The organism is Nocardia sp. BMG111209, assembly GCF_000381925.1.
Taxonomy (GTDB): domain Bacteria; phylum Actinomycetota; class Actinomycetes; order Mycobacteriales; family Mycobacteriaceae; genus Nocardia.
This window is the reverse complement of the sequence record NZ_KB907307.1, coordinates 3,172,371-3,187,639: the sequence shown is the minus strand read 5'-3', so window position 1 is coordinate 3,187,639 and position 15,269 is coordinate 3,172,371. Positions and strand designations below refer to the sequence as shown.

14 protein-coding genes and 1 pseudogene are annotated in these 15,269 nt (G+C 68.9%); 11 read left to right on the top strand and 4 right to left on the bottom strand.

Annotated elements, in window-relative coordinates; all coding sequences use genetic code 11:
* Window positions 1-199: 199 nt before the first annotated feature.
* A pseudogene (locus tag G361_RS51810) lies at window positions 200-1,063 on the top strand (alpha/beta hydrolase fold domain-containing protein); the annotation flags it as partial.
* Between the two features lie 370 nt (window positions 1,064-1,433).
* Window positions 1,434-2,000 (top strand): hypothetical protein, encoded by a 567-nt coding sequence (locus G361_RS0114580; RefSeq protein ID WP_019927824.1) that lies wholly within the window; start codon window positions 1,434-1,436, stop codon window positions 1,998-2,000.
* 13 nt (window positions 2,001-2,013) lie between these two features.
* Here the strand turns inward: G361_RS0114580 and G361_RS0114575 are convergent, their stop codons facing one another.
* Window positions 2,014-2,415, bottom strand: coding sequence for a MerR family transcriptional regulator (locus G361_RS0114575; protein ID WP_019927823.1), 402 nt, complete (start codon window positions 2,413-2,415; stop codon window positions 2,014-2,016).
* A 99-nt stretch (window positions 2,416-2,514) separates the two neighbouring features.
* Here G361_RS0114575 and G361_RS0114570 point away from each other — a divergent pair, with 99 nt between their 5' ends.
* The 7 genes from G361_RS0114570 (at window position 2,515) to G361_RS50315 (ending at window position 9,945) form a co-directional block, all read left to right on the top strand.
* Window positions 2,515-3,210 (top strand): PAS and ANTAR domain-containing protein, encoded by a 696-nt coding sequence (locus G361_RS0114570; protein WP_019927822.1) that lies wholly within the window; start codon window positions 2,515-2,517, stop codon window positions 3,208-3,210.
* A 134-nt stretch (window positions 3,211-3,344) separates the two neighbouring features.
* Complete coding sequence (locus G361_RS0114565) at window positions 3,345-4,694, top strand: hypothetical protein (RefSeq protein WP_052172791.1); 1,350 nt, start codon at window positions 3,345-3,347, stop codon at window positions 4,692-4,694.
* 46 nt (window positions 4,695-4,740) lie between these two features.
* Window positions 4,741-5,949 (top strand): MoxR family ATPase, encoded by a 1,209-nt coding sequence (locus G361_RS0114560; RefSeq protein ID WP_019927820.1) that lies wholly within the window; start codon window positions 4,741-4,743, stop codon window positions 5,947-5,949.
* Window positions 5,946-7,166, top strand: a complete 1,221-nt coding sequence (locus G361_RS0114555; RefSeq protein ID WP_019927819.1) for a DUF2201 family putative metallopeptidase — start codon at window positions 5,946-5,948, stop codon at window positions 7,164-7,166. Before G361_RS0114560 ends, G361_RS0114555 begins: the two co-directional genes overlap by 4 nt.
* Before the next feature lie 113 nt (window positions 7,167-7,279).
* Window positions 7,280-7,822, top strand: coding sequence for a hypothetical protein (locus G361_RS0114550; RefSeq protein ID WP_155981453.1), 543 nt, complete (start codon window positions 7,280-7,282; stop codon window positions 7,820-7,822).
* A gap of 297 nt (window positions 7,823-8,119) precedes the next feature.
* Window positions 8,120-9,322: a DUF6461 domain-containing protein gene (locus tag G361_RS43645; protein ID WP_155981452.1), complete on the top strand. Its 1,203-nt coding sequence runs from the start codon at window positions 8,120-8,122 to the stop codon at window positions 9,320-9,322.
* 32 nt (window positions 9,323-9,354) lie between these two features.
* The gene (locus G361_RS50315; protein ID WP_019927816.1) at window positions 9,355-9,945 is read left to right on the top strand and encodes an SMI1/KNR4 family protein; all 591 of its coding nucleotides are present in this window, start codon (window positions 9,355-9,357) and stop codon (window positions 9,943-9,945) included.
* 16 nt (window positions 9,946-9,961) lie between these two features.
* Here the strand turns inward: G361_RS50315 and G361_RS0114535 are convergent, their stop codons facing one another.
* Window positions 9,962-10,555, bottom strand: coding sequence for a TetR/AcrR family transcriptional regulator (locus G361_RS0114535; RefSeq protein WP_019927815.1), 594 nt, complete (start codon window positions 10,553-10,555; stop codon window positions 9,962-9,964).
* A gap of 91 nt (window positions 10,556-10,646) precedes the next feature.
* Between G361_RS0114535 and G361_RS0114530 the strand changes: the two genes are divergently transcribed.
* The gene (locus G361_RS0114530) at window positions 10,647-11,375 is read left to right on the top strand and encodes an SDR family oxidoreductase (RefSeq protein WP_019927814.1); all 729 of its coding nucleotides are present in this window, start codon (window positions 10,647-10,649) and stop codon (window positions 11,373-11,375) included.
* A gap of 32 nt (window positions 11,376-11,407) precedes the next feature.
* On the opposite strand, the gene G361_RS0114525 is transcribed toward G361_RS0114530, so the two are convergent.
* Both G361_RS0114525 and G361_RS0114520 read right to left on the bottom strand, forming a co-directional pair.
* Entirely contained in the window at window positions 11,408-12,304 is an 897-nt protein-coding gene (locus G361_RS0114525) for an aminoglycoside phosphotransferase family protein (RefSeq protein WP_063711857.1), read from the bottom strand.
* A 2-nt stretch (window positions 12,305-12,306) separates the two neighbouring features.
* Window positions 12,307-13,764 carry a helix-turn-helix domain-containing protein gene (locus tag G361_RS0114520; RefSeq protein WP_155981451.1) on the bottom strand — a complete coding sequence of 486 codons (1,458 nt, stop codon included), beginning with the start codon at window positions 13,762-13,764 and terminating at the stop codon, window positions 12,307-12,309.
* A 246-nt stretch (window positions 13,765-14,010) separates the two neighbouring features.
* Here G361_RS0114520 and G361_RS0114515 point away from each other — a divergent pair, with 246 nt between their 5' ends.
* Window positions 14,011-15,267 carry a phosphomethylpyrimidine synthase ThiC gene (locus tag G361_RS0114515; protein ID WP_019927811.1) on the top strand — a complete coding sequence of 419 codons (1,257 nt, stop codon included), beginning with the start codon at window positions 14,011-14,013 and terminating at the stop codon, window positions 15,265-15,267.
* Window positions 15,268-15,269 lie beyond the last annotated feature (2 nt).

Genomic DNA, 15,269 nt, shown 5'->3' with positions numbered 1-15,269 from the left:
AATCATGGGAGTTCGCGTGCCTGCTCCTACGAAAAGTGGGGGTGGAAGGCGTTGCGTCGCGGTGAAATTTTCGCGATGCTTGGGACATTCACCCGGTCGGTCACATCGGTATCGCCGCCGCCGTCACCCTGCGAAAGAGGACACGTGATGCGCATATCGTCCCGGCCGAATGTAATTCGGCCGACGAAATGTCGGGGTTGTGCCGAGGAAGTGCCCGAGATGGTCGGTGACCACGAGCAGGGACGTCTGGCGCTCCTCATGGAAGCACGGCTCAGCAGATGACCGACCTTGTCCACCGAGTGCCGGGTGGTGTCCCTGCCGGAACATCGTTGCTGTCGAGAAGGAACTCGTGTACGAACTGGAGATCCTCGAGGATCTGAGCTATGGATCCGACGAAGCCCACCGGCTCGACCTGTACCGGCCGGTGACCGACACTCCGCCGCCGGTCGCGCTGTATCTGCACAGTGGCCCGTTCCGGGCCGGTGACAAGGCCGCCGCGGCAGAGCGGCTGGCCACGGTGGCCCGCCACGGTGTGGCCATCGCCTCGGCCGACTACCGGTCGCTGCCCACCATGCATCCGGGTCAGGTCCTCGATGCCAAGGCCGCGATCGCTTGGCTGCGAAGGGAATCCGCGGCCTGCGGCATCGATGCGCGCAAGGTCGGGGTATGGGGAGTGTCGGCGGGTGGTTACCTGTCGAGCCTGGTCGGCCTGACCGCGGGCGATCCGGCGTTCACCGATCCGGACGTCACCGAGTCGTCCGCGGTCGACGCGGTGGTGAGCTGGTTCGCCACCTCCGATGTCCGGGCGTCGGTCAGCCGGAGCCGGCCGGAGCGGTCGGTGCTGCCCCCGTCCCCGGAGGTGGCGTTGCCGGGTGTCGCGGATCCGGCGGCGGCCGGACCGGAACCGGATGCCGTGAGCCCGGTGTTCCTCGCTCATGCCGGGGCGCCGCCGTTCTTGATCGCGCACGGTGATCACGACCGGATGATCGCCGTGAGCTATGGTGCCAGGCTGCACGACGCCCTGACCCGGGTGGGGGCGAGTTCGACCTTCGTGACCGTCGGGAGAGCGGGACACGAAGGACCGCAGTTCGATTCGCCCGCCCACCTGTTCATGACCGCGACATTCCTGCTCGGTCACCTCACGACGCACCGACTCACCACAACCGCCACGAATCCGGTGCCCCCGAGTTCCGCCGGCAGCGCCGTGGCCGGGTTGTCGGTACGACCTGAGCGGCGCGAACCAGGACGAGCGCACCCGCCGGCCGAGGGATTCACACCGAAGGCCGTTGCCGTGCACAACCGGCCGAATCCGGCCCGCCCCAACCCTTTCGGCTGCTACCGAGCGACGGTGACGCGCTCCGATCCGGTCCGCCGGCCACTTTCGCGGGGACGAACCCGTCGACCGCCGCGAGCGGCTGCTCTACGATCCTCGCGTGACGCTCTCCCTCGCCGATCTGGCCGGCTACACCGACCGCGATCTCGATGCCGATCTGGCCCGCTGGTTCGCCGATGCCGAGCCGGTCCGGGTGCCCAGCGAAACCCGTTCGGTGGCACCGTTTCTCACCCGACTGGCGCCCGCGGACGCCGCGGCGCTGGCCGCACTGGACCGGCGGGTGCGCTCGGGTGCGCTGCCGCAGTTCCTCGACATCTTCGACTGGTCCTACGGCTTCGACTTCGCCGGAAACGATTGCCGCATCCTCGATTCGGACTACGAGACCGAGCTCACCGACGACGACGTCTACTCGATCGGCGCCGACGGCGGCGGAAACTACTTCTGCGTGCTGACCGATGGGGCGATCGCGATCTGGTTCCACGAGGAGGAGGTGCTCGAGGGCGGCACCCGGTTCGACAATCTGGACGTGTTCCTGTGGTCGTACGTGCGCTACGGCGCGGTCCGGGCGGGCCGGCTCGCGCTCGCGGAGGTTGCGGCCGACTTCCGCGCCCTCGGGCAGGACGGCGCGCTCGACGAGGGCCTGGGCCTGCTGTCGCGCATGAAATAGCCGCGCGGACGGTTCAGTGCCGCGGCTGCGGCGGCTCCGGTTCACGCCGCTGATCGGCCTCGGCGCGCAGCCGGAAGTTGTCGGCGTGCAGGCCGGTGTTGGTCGTGCGCAGATCCGAGTTGTCGGCGTGCAGTCCGCTGTTGGCGTCCTCGAGGTCGAGGATCCGGGCGATGCCCGCGAGATTGATCCCCTGTTCCTGGAGCGCGGTGATGCGGCGCAACCGGGCGAGGTCGTCACCGGAGTACCGCCGGGTACCGCCGTCGGAGCGCGACGGGGTCAGCAGCCCGTGACGTTCCAGCGCCCGCAGCGACTGCACGCTCACCCCCGACAGCGCCGCGGCCACCGAAATTCCGTAAACCCCCTGCGCCGGGTCGGGGACGGGTACGCCGGGCGCCGGGTGTGAGGTGTCGTCCATCGGTTTCCTACCCTACAGACTTGCAGTCGGTTGCCAACAGTGTTATAAGAAAATCTGTCAGTGTGAACATAGATTATCCGATACTGCGCCGAGAACCCGATGAACACACCGCCCCGTGAGCTCCCCGCACACATCTCGTCCCAGAACGTCCGCGCCCGCACGCACTCCGCCGCGGTCGGCGCGTTCACCTTCTGGTTCGCCACCCGCCGATGGGAATGGTCCACCGGTGTCTACCTCATGCACGGGTACGCCCCCGGGGAGGTGGAACCCACCACCGAGCTGATCCTGTCCCACAAACATCCCGAGGACCGCGACCACGTCGCCGAGTTGATCACCCGATCGGTCGAGCGCGGTGAACCGTTCTCCGGCCGGCACCGGTTCCTCGACACCTCCGGTCGCGTGCACAGCGCACTGGTCGTCGCCGACCGCATCCTCGACGACGGCGCCCCCACCGGCACCACCGGCTACTACATCGACCTCACCGGCACCCTCGACGCGGCCGGGCACGCCGCCGTCTCCACCGCGCTGCCGGAGGTGGTCGAGGCGCGGGCGGTCATCGAACAGGCCAAGGGCGTACTGATGCTCATGTACGGCATCGACGCCGACCAGGCTTTCGAGGTGCTCACCTGGCGATCGCAGGAGACCAACACCAAACTCCGCGCCATCGCCACCCAACTGCTGGCCGACCTGTCCCTGGTGCCCCGGCCGCATACGCAGACCGTCACCGCCTTCGACCACATCCTGCTCACCACGCACGAGCGCATCCCACCCGAGGAGGGCCCGCCGCATCCCTGACCACCGGTTGAGCCGAAAGGTGTTGGACCGCACCGCCGTTCTCGACCGCGGCCGGCCGAGGCGCTATCATCGACGGTGATGATTACTCATTCCGAAACAGGATCGGGGGTCTCGTTCGCACACGGTGAGTGCTGATGCACCCTCCCCTCGCGAACGGGAACGAATCCCGAATTTCCCTCTGGCTGCGCGTACGCGAATTCGCCGTGCCGCCTGTCATGATCGAGACGGCCACCGCCCGGCGTGCTGCCGGCGACTGGATCGGCGCCTGTGCCGCAGCGGGTTTCGAGGTCGACGTCGATCTGCCCGCACTGACCCGCAGCCACGGCCGGGAATTCGCCGACCGGGTACGGGCCGACCTGCGGCACCTGGCGCCGGATCTGCTGCGCTGGCACCTGCCCAGGATCGCCCCCGAAGGACTGCTCCGCCCGGGTCTGACGGCGACGCTGGCCCGCTACGATCCCGGCGGAAGTGACTGTGCCGCTGTGCATCTGGTGGCCCGGACCGCACCGGCGCGGGCGGACGCCGGGCAGCGGATCGCGCTCGCGCTGTGGGACGAATCCGACCGCGAGACCGGCCACAGCCCGTATCCGCATCCCCGGCCCGACCGCCGATTCCGGCTCGACCTCCACCGGCACCTCTGGGACGCCCGCCGCACCGGCGAGCTTCGAATACGTTCCGGCGCAGCGGAATTCGACGCTCCCGGCGGGTCGATCCCGCACGGGTGCGCCGTCGGTCGATGGTCGGCCGAGGCGGCGATCCTGCGCCGCGCCGAAGGCCGTCCCGCCGGTCCGGTCCTGATACGGCTCGGCGCCCGGCGCCGGATGATCGTCGAGTCGTCCGAGCACGGGACCGACCCGCCACGATTGCGGACCACGGCCGAATACCCGAGTGGCCGAATATCCGCGCTACCGATCCTCCCCGACGCCGCGACCTGGATACTGCCCGATCTGCAACTGCTCCGCGCCGGCGCGATCACGGCCGACCGGCTCCACCCACTGGTCGCCGCCGCGCTGGGTTTCGACCTCCCGCCACCCGAAACTCCTTGCCGCACAGCCGGATCCGAGCCGTACCCGGTGGAGTGCCGGGGACAGCGGCACCGCATCGGACTGGTGAACGGGACACTGTCCGCACTGGACCACAGCCCCGCCGAGATCCGCCGGGAGGAACTGCTGGTCGCCCTGTCCGGCACCCCGCTGCCGTGTCTGCAGGCGATCGACCTGGCCCACCGTCGCCCGGATTGCCTTGCCGACGTTCGTGATCGGCTGGACCACGGCGATATCGCCGGTGCGCTGGCCGTCGTCGAGGGACTGCTCGGCACCGCGGCACGACTGCGCGACGGGCCGCTGCGGGACGAACTGGACCACGCCGCGCGACGGCGGGACATCTACGAGCAGTTCCGGTCCGGGCTGCCCGAACCCGGCCCGTCCGTCCCGCGCCGCCGTCCGGAACACCGCACCCACCCCCGGCAGGCGATGGCGCGCTGATCCGCGCCACGCACCCGATTCCACACGACCCCGAGGTGATTCAGACATGCCCGCACACCCGCTCGACGCCGCCACCGAACTGCTCACCCGGCTCGGTGACACGACCACCGAACCGCGCCCCGACATCCAACTGGCGGCCCTGACCGTGGCCGTCGCCGCCGACCTCCCGGTCCTGCTGTGGGGCGAACCGGGAATCGGCAAGACCGCGGCCCTCACCCAGCTCGCCGAGACCCTCGACCTCCCGCTGACCACCGTGATCGCGAGTGTCCATGAGCCGTCGGACTTCTCGGGCCTGCCCGTCATCGGCGACGACCCCGCCGCGCACGGCGTGCCGCTGGCGCCACCGGACTGGGCCGTCCGCCTCGTGCGCGCCGGCCGGGGACTGCTGTTCCTGGACGAACTGTCGACCGCACCGCCGGCCGTGCAGGCCGCCCTCCTGCGCCTCGTCCTCGAACGGCGGATCGGCGCGCTGCGGCTACCGCCCGGAGTCCGCATCGTCGCCGCCGCCAACCCGCGCTCCTCGGCGGCCGACGGCTGGGAACTCGGCCCGCCGCTGGCCAACCGGTTCGTGCATCTGCACTGGACCCACGACCCCGACGTGGTCGTCCGCGGCCTCGGCGGCGTCTGGCCCCGCGCGACCCTGCCGGAACTCGATCCCGAGAAGTTCCCGCACGCAGTCGCTTTCGCGCGCCGGGCAGTGTGCCGCCTGCTCACGGCCCGCCCCGCCCTGGTGCACAAACTGCCCGGCAGCGAAACCCACCGCGGCGGCGCCTGGCCCTCGCCGCGCAGCTGGGAGATGACGGTGCGGCTGATCGCCTTCACCACCGCGGCGGACGCCGGCCGCGACGTCCTGTCGCTGCTGGTCCGGGGCACCGTCGGCGACGGCCCCGGATTCGAACTGCTGACGAGTATCGACCGCATGGACCTCCCCGATCCCGAACTGCTCCTGGCCGATCCGGCCGCCGCCGAACTCCCCGAACGCGGCGATCTGCGCCAGGCCGTACTGGACGGGGTCGTCGCGGCGGTCCGCCGCCACCCCGAGAAATCCCGCTGGGACGCGGCCTGGGCCGTCCTGGTCAAGGCCGTCGAAACCGGAGCGCCGGACCTGGTGGTGGTGCCCGCGACCACCCTCGCCACCCTGCGCCGGGACGACTGGGACGTCCCCGCCTCGATCGAAGGACTCACCGCGACGGTGTCGATCTCCCGGACCGCGGACCGCGCCGCCGCCCGCGTCGCCGCCGGGGTGGCCCGATGACCTCACCCCTGGACATCGAGAAGTTCGGCGCCGCAAGGCTTCTCGCCGCCCGCGCCCGCCCGTACCTGGCGACAGCCCTGTACGCACTGCATCCGGTCGAATCACACCGGGTGCCGACGATGGGCGTGGACCGCTACTGGCGGTGCTACCTGTCGCCCGAATTCGTGAATGCCAGGCCGGTGGAGGAACTGGCCTCGATCCTGGTGCACGAGGTGTCACATCTGCTGCGCGACCACCACGGCCGCAGCGACCGATTCGCGCACGCGCACAACCTGTCCGGCCCGGCGGAACGACTGCGCATGAACATCGCCGCCGACGCCGAGATCAACGACGACGCGTTCGGCGACGGTCTGATCGAACCCGAGGGCGCGGTCACCCCCGCGACCCTGGGCCTGCGCGCGGGCGAACTCATGGAGGACTACCTGCGTCAGTTCCGCCTCGGCCGCCACACCCAGGACGCGGCCTGGCTCGACTGCGGCAGCGGCGCCGACGGCGCCGACCGCGACTGGGACCTGGGCCCCGACGGCGCCGACGGGCTCACCGAACAGGACCGCGACGCGGTGAGATTCCTTGTGGCACAAGGTATCAATAGTAGCCCCGGCAACGCCCCCCGAGGCTGGCGGCGCTGGGCGGAGGAAGCGCTGCATCCACCCCAGCCCTGGCGGGAACTGTTACGAGCGGCCGTCCACGCGGCGGCCGCCGCCCCCGGCGCCGGCGACGATTACACCTACGGCCGACCCGCCCGGCGATCCGCCGCCCTGCCCGGCATCGTGCTGCCCAGCCGGCGCCACACCCCGCCGAAAGTCACTGTGGTGATAGACACCTCGGGTTCGGTCAGCGATACCGAACTCGGCAGCGCGCTGCTCGAAACCCTCGCCGTGACCCGGGCCGTCGGCGGCCGCCGCGACCTGATCACCGTCCTGTCCTGCGACACCGCCGCGCGGATCGCCGACCCCCTGTGCCGGGCCGACGGCATCCCCCTGATCGGTGGCGGAGGTACCGACCTGCGCACCGGATTCGCGAAAGCGCTACGCGCACAACCCCGCCCGGACGTGATCGTGGTACTCACCGACGGCTACACCCCCTGGCCCCCCGGCCGCCCACCCTGCCGGACGATCGTCGGCCTGTTCCGCCGGGAACCGTCACCGGCGGAAACCGACACCTACCGCCGCCCGCCCCGGCCACCCGCCTGGGCCCGGGTCGTCGACATCGGATGACACCCGATCCGTTGTGTAGCGACGCATACACACCGAACGACACCGCACGAACAGACCCCCGCCCCCGGCCCCCGCAGAATCGTGTTCACCGGCAAACACTCTCGGAGGAACTCATGTCGCGCCCCACGACAATGATCGGCACCGCGTTCGCCGCAGTGGCCACGGCCGCAGCGCTGGCCCTGACCCCCACCGCCACCGCGGACCCGGCCCGGCCGGCCGCCTCGACCTCGCCACTCGCGAAAACCCAAGAGTGGCTGCACATCTACAACGGCCCCGTCCCACCGGACGCCGACGCCGTCGAACTCCGCGTGGCCATCGACCCCACCTTCGGCATGCGGGTCACCGACCACGACGGCCGCTCCCTCTACCGGCTCGGCAACGACGCCGAGCCCACCACCTGGACCTGCAACGGCGACTGCGCCACCATGTGGCCCCCGCTGCTGATCGGCCACACCCAGAACCTGTACGCCTACGGCGTCGACCCCGAACTGACCGGCTACGTCGAGCGCGCGGACGGCTCCTGCCAGCTCACCATCGCAGGCCGCCCGGCCTACTACTACTCCGGGGACCACACCCCGGGCGACCTGCTCGGCCAGGGTATCGGCGGAGTCTGGTCCGCGATCGGTCCGACCGGCGAGAAGGCGCCGCCCGGATAGCGGGTCGGCCTCCGCTCGAACTCGCCGGTCGGCGCACCTGCGCAGCGGACGTCCTCACGCCACCGAGCCCGCGCCGCCACCGCCTCCGGCGCCGGAAGTACCGCCGATCCAGCGCGAAAAGTGCTGCGCCGGTGACCAAGTGGTTCATACCCTCGGCATCGCGCCCGGCCCGCTGTCCCCACCCGGTGGAACACCGCGATCACAGGTAGGGTCGGCTCGACTTGTCGATCGAGCCGGGAATGTCGGGAGTGTGCGATGCCGCGGTTGCTGCGCCAGTTCGCTGTATTGGGAGAACCGGTGGTGTCCGCGTCGGGCGAATGGGCCCTGCGCTACGACGAGGACGGCCGCGCCGTGGTGGTCCACCGTGACGGCGTGATCAGTTGGGCCGCAGGCGCGGTCGGCTCGCTGCGACTCGAGCTGGACGGCGTCTTCGCCGTCTACGACGGGCCCGACGTCGTGTGGCGCGGTGACGCCCCCGTGCGCAGCTACTCCTCGCTCCGGGTCACCGACGAGGGCGACGCGGTCCTCTACGACGACGGCCTGGCGGTGTACAGCGTGCTCGCCGGCCCGATCGAACCGGAGTCACTGGGCGAGCGGGCGCCGGTGGCCGAGATCCTCGGCACCCGAATCCTCCGGTCCGACAACGGAAAACGCACCGTCGTCCGGCAGGACGAAGAGTCCGGCCTGGTGTTCAAGCGGAAGTTCGTCGGCGGCGGGATGACCACCGTCGTGCAGCCCGACGAGGTCCGCACCCTGCTGCAACCGGATACGTATCTGACCTGGCGGTTCATCGAATCGGACGGGCACGGCAGCTGGGCGTTGGTGCTGATCGGCGCCGACGACGAGGTGCGCTGGGTGCACGGCCGAGGTCACGTCGACGCGACCACCGCGGACCACACCGAACCGGTCGAGGACGAGTCCCCCGCGGACGCCGACGATCTGCTCGCCTGGATGGACTCGGGCCTGGACATGGAGGCGTACTGCGTCACGGTGATCCACGACGTCGACCCGGACGAGGCGCTGCGGCGCTTCGGCGTCACCGACGCCGAGATCTCCACCGCGACATGGCCGGAACTGCTGCGCCGCGCGAGCTACGAGGAAGCCGACTGGCACCACGTGGTGGCCGCGTTCCCCCTCGGCCCGCACACCCTGCTCGTGGAGGACAACGGCTGGGAGGGCGCCAACCGTCCGGACCTGTCCCGCGGCACGTTCGCGGTCTCGTCGTACTGCAGCATCAACGCCGACACCGTCTTCCTGGTCAGCCGCGACGGCGACACCCTGGCGACCTTCCAGGAGAACTGCGCCAGTGACGCCGAGGGCAGCGACATCGCGGTGCTGACGAAGGCCCTGTCGGAAATGGGCATCGACGACCCCGGCGCCTACGACGAGGACGACGAGAATTTCCTCGAGGACCTCGAATTGCTGTGCCGCGTAGCCGATGTCCGCCCCACGGTCGCCGACGTCACCGCCCCGGCCCGGGTGGCCATCCTCCAGCGATGACCTCCGATCCACCACCGGCAGAAGGGATTTCCATGACCGACACCCCGGCCGAATCGGCCCCCCGGACCGCCGACGAATGGCGAACCTACCTCCCCCGCTACGGAGAGGTGTACGTACGCACCGCCAACGAGTACATCCGCCCGCACCTCACCCCCGAACAGCTCGAAACCCATTGGTTCGGAACCGATCCCGCGAGCGAACAGACCCTCGCCGCCACCGCCCTGCGCCTCGGCATCCCCCTGCCCCGCAGCCTGGCGGCCTTCCTGAGCGTCACCGACGGCTGGAAAGCCGTCGGCGGCTGGATCGACGCGGTCGCGCCGTGCGCGGAGATCGACTGGCTGCGCAACACCCAATGGGGCGAGGAACTGATCGAGATCTACACCGAGGAGATGGAGGAGGACGACTACCCGAACGAACCGCTGGAACTGTTCCGCCGCACCCTCCTGATCGCCTCCGGCGAGGACATCTGGCTCCTCGACCCCACCCGCACCGACCCCGACGGCGAATACACCGCCATCGACTTCACCCCCAAATACGGTGACTACAAAGAATATCCGAGCTTCGCCGCCCTGTTCCACGAGAGCAAGGACCTGATGATCAGACTCGCCGACGCCCGCAGCTGACCGCGGGAGCCTCCCGTCACCCGCCGCCCGGAACATGCGGGTCGGCGACCCTCAGATGGGCCGCGAGCTCGGCCGACACCTCGTGCACATGGTCGGCGAAACGCGCCGGCCCCGGCGCATCGGTCCAGCGCTCGAACGCCTCGCGGAAGAGGGCGACGCCGACCTCCGTCAGCAGGCGCGCCTCCGCTGCCGGCGCCCCCCGCCGCTCCAGCGCGTCGACCAGCGAATCGGCGACCGCGGCGAATTTCGTTCGCGAACGCTCCTGCAATTCGGGACTGCTCCGCACGATCGCCCGGCGCTGCACGGCGATCGAGGATCCCTGCTCGGTCAGCAGATCACCCACCTGCACCAGACCACTGAGCACGGCCTCGAACGGCGACAGCGCCGCGTCCGCGCGCAGCACCGCCGCCGCCAAAGTCGGCCCCAGCCGGTCGGATCCGGCGAACAACACATCACGCTTGTCGGTGAAGTAGCGGAAGAACGTGCGCCGGGTCAACCCGGCCCGCTCGGTGATCTCCGCGACGGTGACGTGCTCGTACCCGCGCTCGGAATACAGCTCCAACGCGGCCTCGCGCAGCCGCTCCTCGGCTCGTGGATCCCATCGCGGCATCCCGTCATCCTAACAATGACTCAGAGTGTCATCACTGCTACGATGACACTCTGAGTCATCGCGTAGTCGGTGCGGAAAGCAGGAGAAACCCATGACCGAATCCACCCTCACCGGCCGGCGAATCGTCGTCATAGGCGGCAGTTCCGGCATGGGCCTGGCCACCGCGCACGCCGCGGCGACTGCCGGCGCCGAGGTCACGATCGCCTCCAGCAACAAGGAGCGATTGCAGACCGCACTGGCCGGACTACCGGACGGCGCCGACGGCCTGGTAACCGACCTCCGCAACGAAGCAGACGTCATCGCCCTGTTCGACCACGTAGGCGAGCTGAACCACCTGGTCTTCACCGCCGGCGACGCCGCACCTCCCGGCACCGTGCAGGACACCCCACTGACCGAGGCGCGCGCGATGTTCGACGTCCGCCTCTGGGGCGCGATCACCGCGGTCAAATACGCCGCTCCCCGCATCCGCCGAGGCGGCTCGATCACCCTGACCACCGGGACGATCGGCGTCCGCCCCGCCCCCGGCCGCGCCCTCGCGGCCACCAGCGCCGCCGCGGCCGAAGGCCTGGTGCGCGGACTGGCCATCGAACTGGCCCCCATCCGCGTCAACGCCGTCCCATCGGGCACGGTCCGCACCCCGATGTGGGACGCCATCCCCGAACCGCAACGCACGGCCCTGTTCGCCACCCTCGCCCAGCGCACCCTGACCGGAACGGTCGGCGAACCGGAAAACATCGCGGCAGCCCACCTCCACCTCATGCAGAACAGCTTCGTCACCGGAACGATCCTGACCGTCGACGGGGGTTTGCTGTTGGCGTGAATATAACGGCACGGCAAGAACTTTCGCCGACGTCATCTGGAGAGGGTCCGCCATACGACGCGACGGTCACCACTGCGTAGCGACTCCACACGACGGCGAAGCTCACGCGCGGCTTGCGGAACACTCGGGGCGAGCCGGATATACGAGCCGAGCGAATGATATTCGGTGATATCGCGCAGCAGTGGCCAGTCGGCCCACTCGAGCAGGTCGTAGCCGTAGGCGCCGACAAACTCGGCGCGTTCGCTGCGTGACGTGTGGAAATGGTCGGGCAATGTGCCGACCAGATCGAGTTCGCGCGGACCGAAACAGGCGTTGTCCCAGTCGATGAGCACCCATCGCCCGTCATGGATGATGACGTTCTCGTCATGGGCATCCGCGTGCACGAGACCGCGGCCGAGCGGGAACTCGGTTGCGTCGAACGCTGCAATCAACTCCCGCGCGCGAACGAGCAACCAATCCCGCTCCTCGACGGTCAATGCCGGCTCCGCTCGCGCATCGTCGACATCGAGTGCGTCCTGTAGTCGCCGGAGCGGCCGGTAGGTCGGAATCTCGAACGGCGGCAACGGTTGTGCGTGCAGGCGCCTGACCAGATCGGCGACGGCGGCGATGGTCGGGCGTTCTGTGGTGGGCCGATACGGCCAGAACGTCGCCACCGCGGCTCCGGTCAGCACCGGTTGTTCGCCCGGCAGCGGGTCCAACGCGATCGGTTCGGCGGTGACGGCCGTAAGCCATCGACTGACCGCGACGCCGGTGCTCGCACGTATCCGCCGCAGGGCCGTGTCCGGCGCAAGCCGGGCGACAGTGTCGCCGACCAACCAGACGGCATTCGACCGCCGATGAAGCAACTGGGCTCCGACTGCGCTCAAACCATATGCGCGGCAAGCTGTTTCAAGCTCGGCAAACCCGGGAAGCGTGCTGTCGGCGGCCACGGTCACCCTGCCGGAGCGGCGGCGAGCTCGGCTCGTAATTCCAGTACGGCCGGTAGCTGCTGGTGGTGTGCCGCCACGGTATCCAGGTCACGTAAGCGCGCGTAGCAGCGTCGTGAGGAAAGCGTGCTCACGGCGGAGACAGCTTCGCGTCCGACCCGGACTGCCGAGTCGGTGTCGCCGACGCGGAAATGCGCGACCGCAAGGGTAGGCAGGACGACGGCGCGGCTGCGTTCATGTTCGGCTGCGTGCCCCTGCACCGCCACGGTCAGTCGGGTGACCGCCGCCTCGGCGAATCGAGGTTGGGTCGCAGACAGCAGGTACAGCGAATGTCCCTGTTGGGCAGCGATTTCTGCGTCGGTGACGAACCATGCCCACGGTGGCGTCGTGTCGGCACTCGCCGCATCGTAGCGACGCCGAGATTCGGCCAGCGCTCTGTTCGTGGAATCGGCTTTGCCGAGTGCAGCCCAGCACCAGGCAATGACCGCCTGTATGTAGCCGGCAGTGATCTGCGATACCGGATGTCGCCGGCTGGTGGACGTCGCTGCAGCAAGCTGGGCGAAGGACAGCGCGTCTTTCGGCCGACGCAGGTGCAACGCTTGGTGAGCCATATCGAGCAGGATGAGAGTCATGAGGTCGGTCGAACGAGGACTTTCCTCGGCGCGCTGCGCGGTGTGCAGAGCATAAGTCCACAGCCTCCGCGCGGCGTTGTGATCCTCGACGTCGTAGGCCAGCCACCCGGCCATGCTCGCCAGTTCGGCGGTAGCGACATACAACCGAGCTCGAACACTCGGTGTGCAGACGGCGTCGTCGAGTACGGCGACCTGCTGCAATTGGCTGAGGGCCGCGGTGCGGCACAGTCCGCCGCCGTGAGCAAGGTCCCAGCGCCGGAATCCGTCGCTGATTGCTTCGACCGCATCGATGTCGGAGTCGCCGATATGGAGTCTGCTGATCGGCTCGAGCCGGTCGGGAAGCAAGGCGGCCAATCGCTCGAGCTCCGGATGTAGACGTGATCCGAGCGCTGCCGCGGTCGCCAGGGTGACGAAGTCTCTTCGGTCCACCCAGTCCACCTCCTCGCTGGCCAGGCTACCGGCCTCGGAGGCGGTGTTCACGTGGAAGCCGAGTAGTTGCGCAGGCACCGCGAACACTGTCGAGATCCGGGCGATCGATGTGACTCCGGCGAGCCGCCGCATCCCCCCTTCGACCTCGGAGACCCGCGCCTGACTCAACCCGACCAGGGCTGCGAGCTGGGACTGGGACAATCCGGTGCGTCTACGGATCTCAGTGAACACGACGCCGAAGTCGTGCTGTGCCAATGCGACCCGCATCTCCTCGGTGGTGAAGAAGTCGGCGGGCAGCGGCCGGCGGAAGCCGGCGGATCGCGCGCATACGGCACACAGACCCGCGGCAGCGTCGACGGCGGTCGCATTCGAGCACAATTGGCACTGGTATCGGTTTCGCATGAATCCACGCTTTCGGCTGGGCCGGTGGGTGCGTCACCCCACCGTAGCCTGCCATTGTCGGACGCCGTCACGGAACGTGACCGGCTCACGGAGAACGGGCAATCCCCAACGGAGATATCCCGCAAGGAGATTGGGCTCGAGGCAAGTCGGCGCAAGGCTTGACACGGAGCCCGACAAGCCGATGTCGTTCGTCGGAATCTCCATGAATGCCATTGAAGTGAGGCACTATTGGGAGGGATAGCCCGAATGAGCTCGTCGAGCGCCGACATTCAGTTCATCGAAACTTGCGCCGCGGAAGACCTCGCTCCCGAGGATGCGGCTGCAGCCATTGCGACGGGGCAGCTGGTTTTCCTGCGCAGTGCCGCGAGCCGTATCCAGCCAGACTTTTCGCCGCTGCTCGTCGGCGCCGGTACGCGTCGCAAGATCAGTGCCCTGATCGGACTGGGCCCGAAGGACACCGACCGCGACAAGATCGTGCAGGCGATGAGCGTGATCCTGGCCGCCCGACCGGATGCGGTAATGGACCTGACCACCAACCCCGAAGGGATCGCGTTGCGCCGCGAACTCAAGGAGATCGTGGGTGTGCTGCTCGGGGCTTGCGTTACCTATGACCTGTTCACGGAGCCGCGAAAGAAGTTGTCGCGCAACGAATTTTTGGAACGATTCGAACACGGCCTGGCTGGTGGGATCGATTTCGTGCTCGCCCATTTCGGTATGAGCCCGGCACTGGCGGAGATGATGACCCGCTCCGACCGGATCATGCCCACCACCTCACGCGGAGGTGGGCTGATAGACCGATACATGCGAATCCACCAGTGCGACAACCCGTTACTGGAACACCTTGACGGCATCATCGATATCTGCCGTCGGCTGGAGGTGGTTGTGGACCTCGGCGACGTCTTCCGCCCCGGAGCCACCGCCGATGCGGGAGACGAGACGAAATGGGCGGAGATCCAGCTGCTTGCCGACGTTCGCAAGCAGATCCTGGCCGGCGGGGTACAGGTTCTCTGTGAATCCGGCGGCCATATCCCGTTGCATCGAATCGGCGAGCTGATCCCCGCGTACAAGGAAGCGCTCGGCGGGGCACCGCTGTGGCTGGCGGGACCGATGGTCATCGACAATGCCGTATCTCTGGACTCGATCGTCAACACCATCGGTATCGCCACCGCCGGTGCCTGCGGCGGCGACATGTTCGCCTCCATCACCCAGGCGGAGCACTACGCGATGCCGTCGGCCGGAGATACCGCCGCCGCGGTTCGTAATGCGCGCGTCGCAATCACAGCCCTGGAACTGAGTCGCGGCAACGCGACCGAGATCACCCGCCAGGCGGCGATGAGCCGGGCCCGCCGCAAGAACGCCTGGAAAACCCAGGCCGAGCACGCGATGTATCCGGATCTGGCCAACCAGGTCTTCCTGCAACAGGATCTGCTCACCGACGGCAAGCCGTGCACGATCTGCGGAATCTACTGTCCGCACGTGGTGACAGCAAAGGCCGGGCGGTAGCA

Coding starts and splice junctions, on each gene's coding strand:
- G361_RS0114575 (WP_019927823.1), bottom strand. CDS start 2,415: ATGGACGACACCTCACACCCGGCGCCCGGCGTACCCGTCCCCGACCCG.
- G361_RS0114570 (WP_019927822.1), top strand. CDS start 2,515: ATGAACACACCGCCCCGTGAGCTCCCCGCACACATCTCGTCCCAGAAC.
- G361_RS0114565 (WP_052172791.1), top strand. CDS start 3,345: ATGCACCCTCCCCTCGCGAACGGGAACGAATCCCGAATTTCCCTCTGG.
- G361_RS0114560 (WP_019927820.1), top strand. CDS start 4,741: ATGCCCGCACACCCGCTCGACGCCGCCACCGAACTGCTCACCCGGCTC.
- G361_RS0114555 (WP_019927819.1), top strand. CDS start 5,946: ATGACCTCACCCCTGGACATCGAGAAGTTCGGCGCCGCAAGGCTTCTC.
- G361_RS0114550 (WP_155981453.1), top strand. CDS start 7,280: ATGTCGCGCCCCACGACAATGATCGGCACCGCGTTCGCCGCAGTGGCC.
- G361_RS50315 (WP_019927816.1), top strand. CDS start 9,355: ATGACCGACACCCCGGCCGAATCGGCCCCCCGGACCGCCGACGAATGG.
- G361_RS0114535 (WP_019927815.1), bottom strand. CDS start 10,555: ATGCCGCGATGGGATCCACGAGCCGAGGAGCGGCTGCGCGAGGCCGCG.
- G361_RS0114530 (WP_019927814.1), top strand. CDS start 10,647: ATGACCGAATCCACCCTCACCGGCCGGCGAATCGTCGTCATAGGCGGC.
- G361_RS0114520 (WP_155981451.1), bottom strand. CDS start 13,764: ATGCGAAACCGATACCAGTGCCAATTGTGCTCGAATGCGACCGCCGTC.
- G361_RS0114515 (WP_019927811.1), top strand. CDS start 14,011: ATGAGCTCGTCGAGCGCCGACATTCAGTTCATCGAAACTTGCGCCGCG.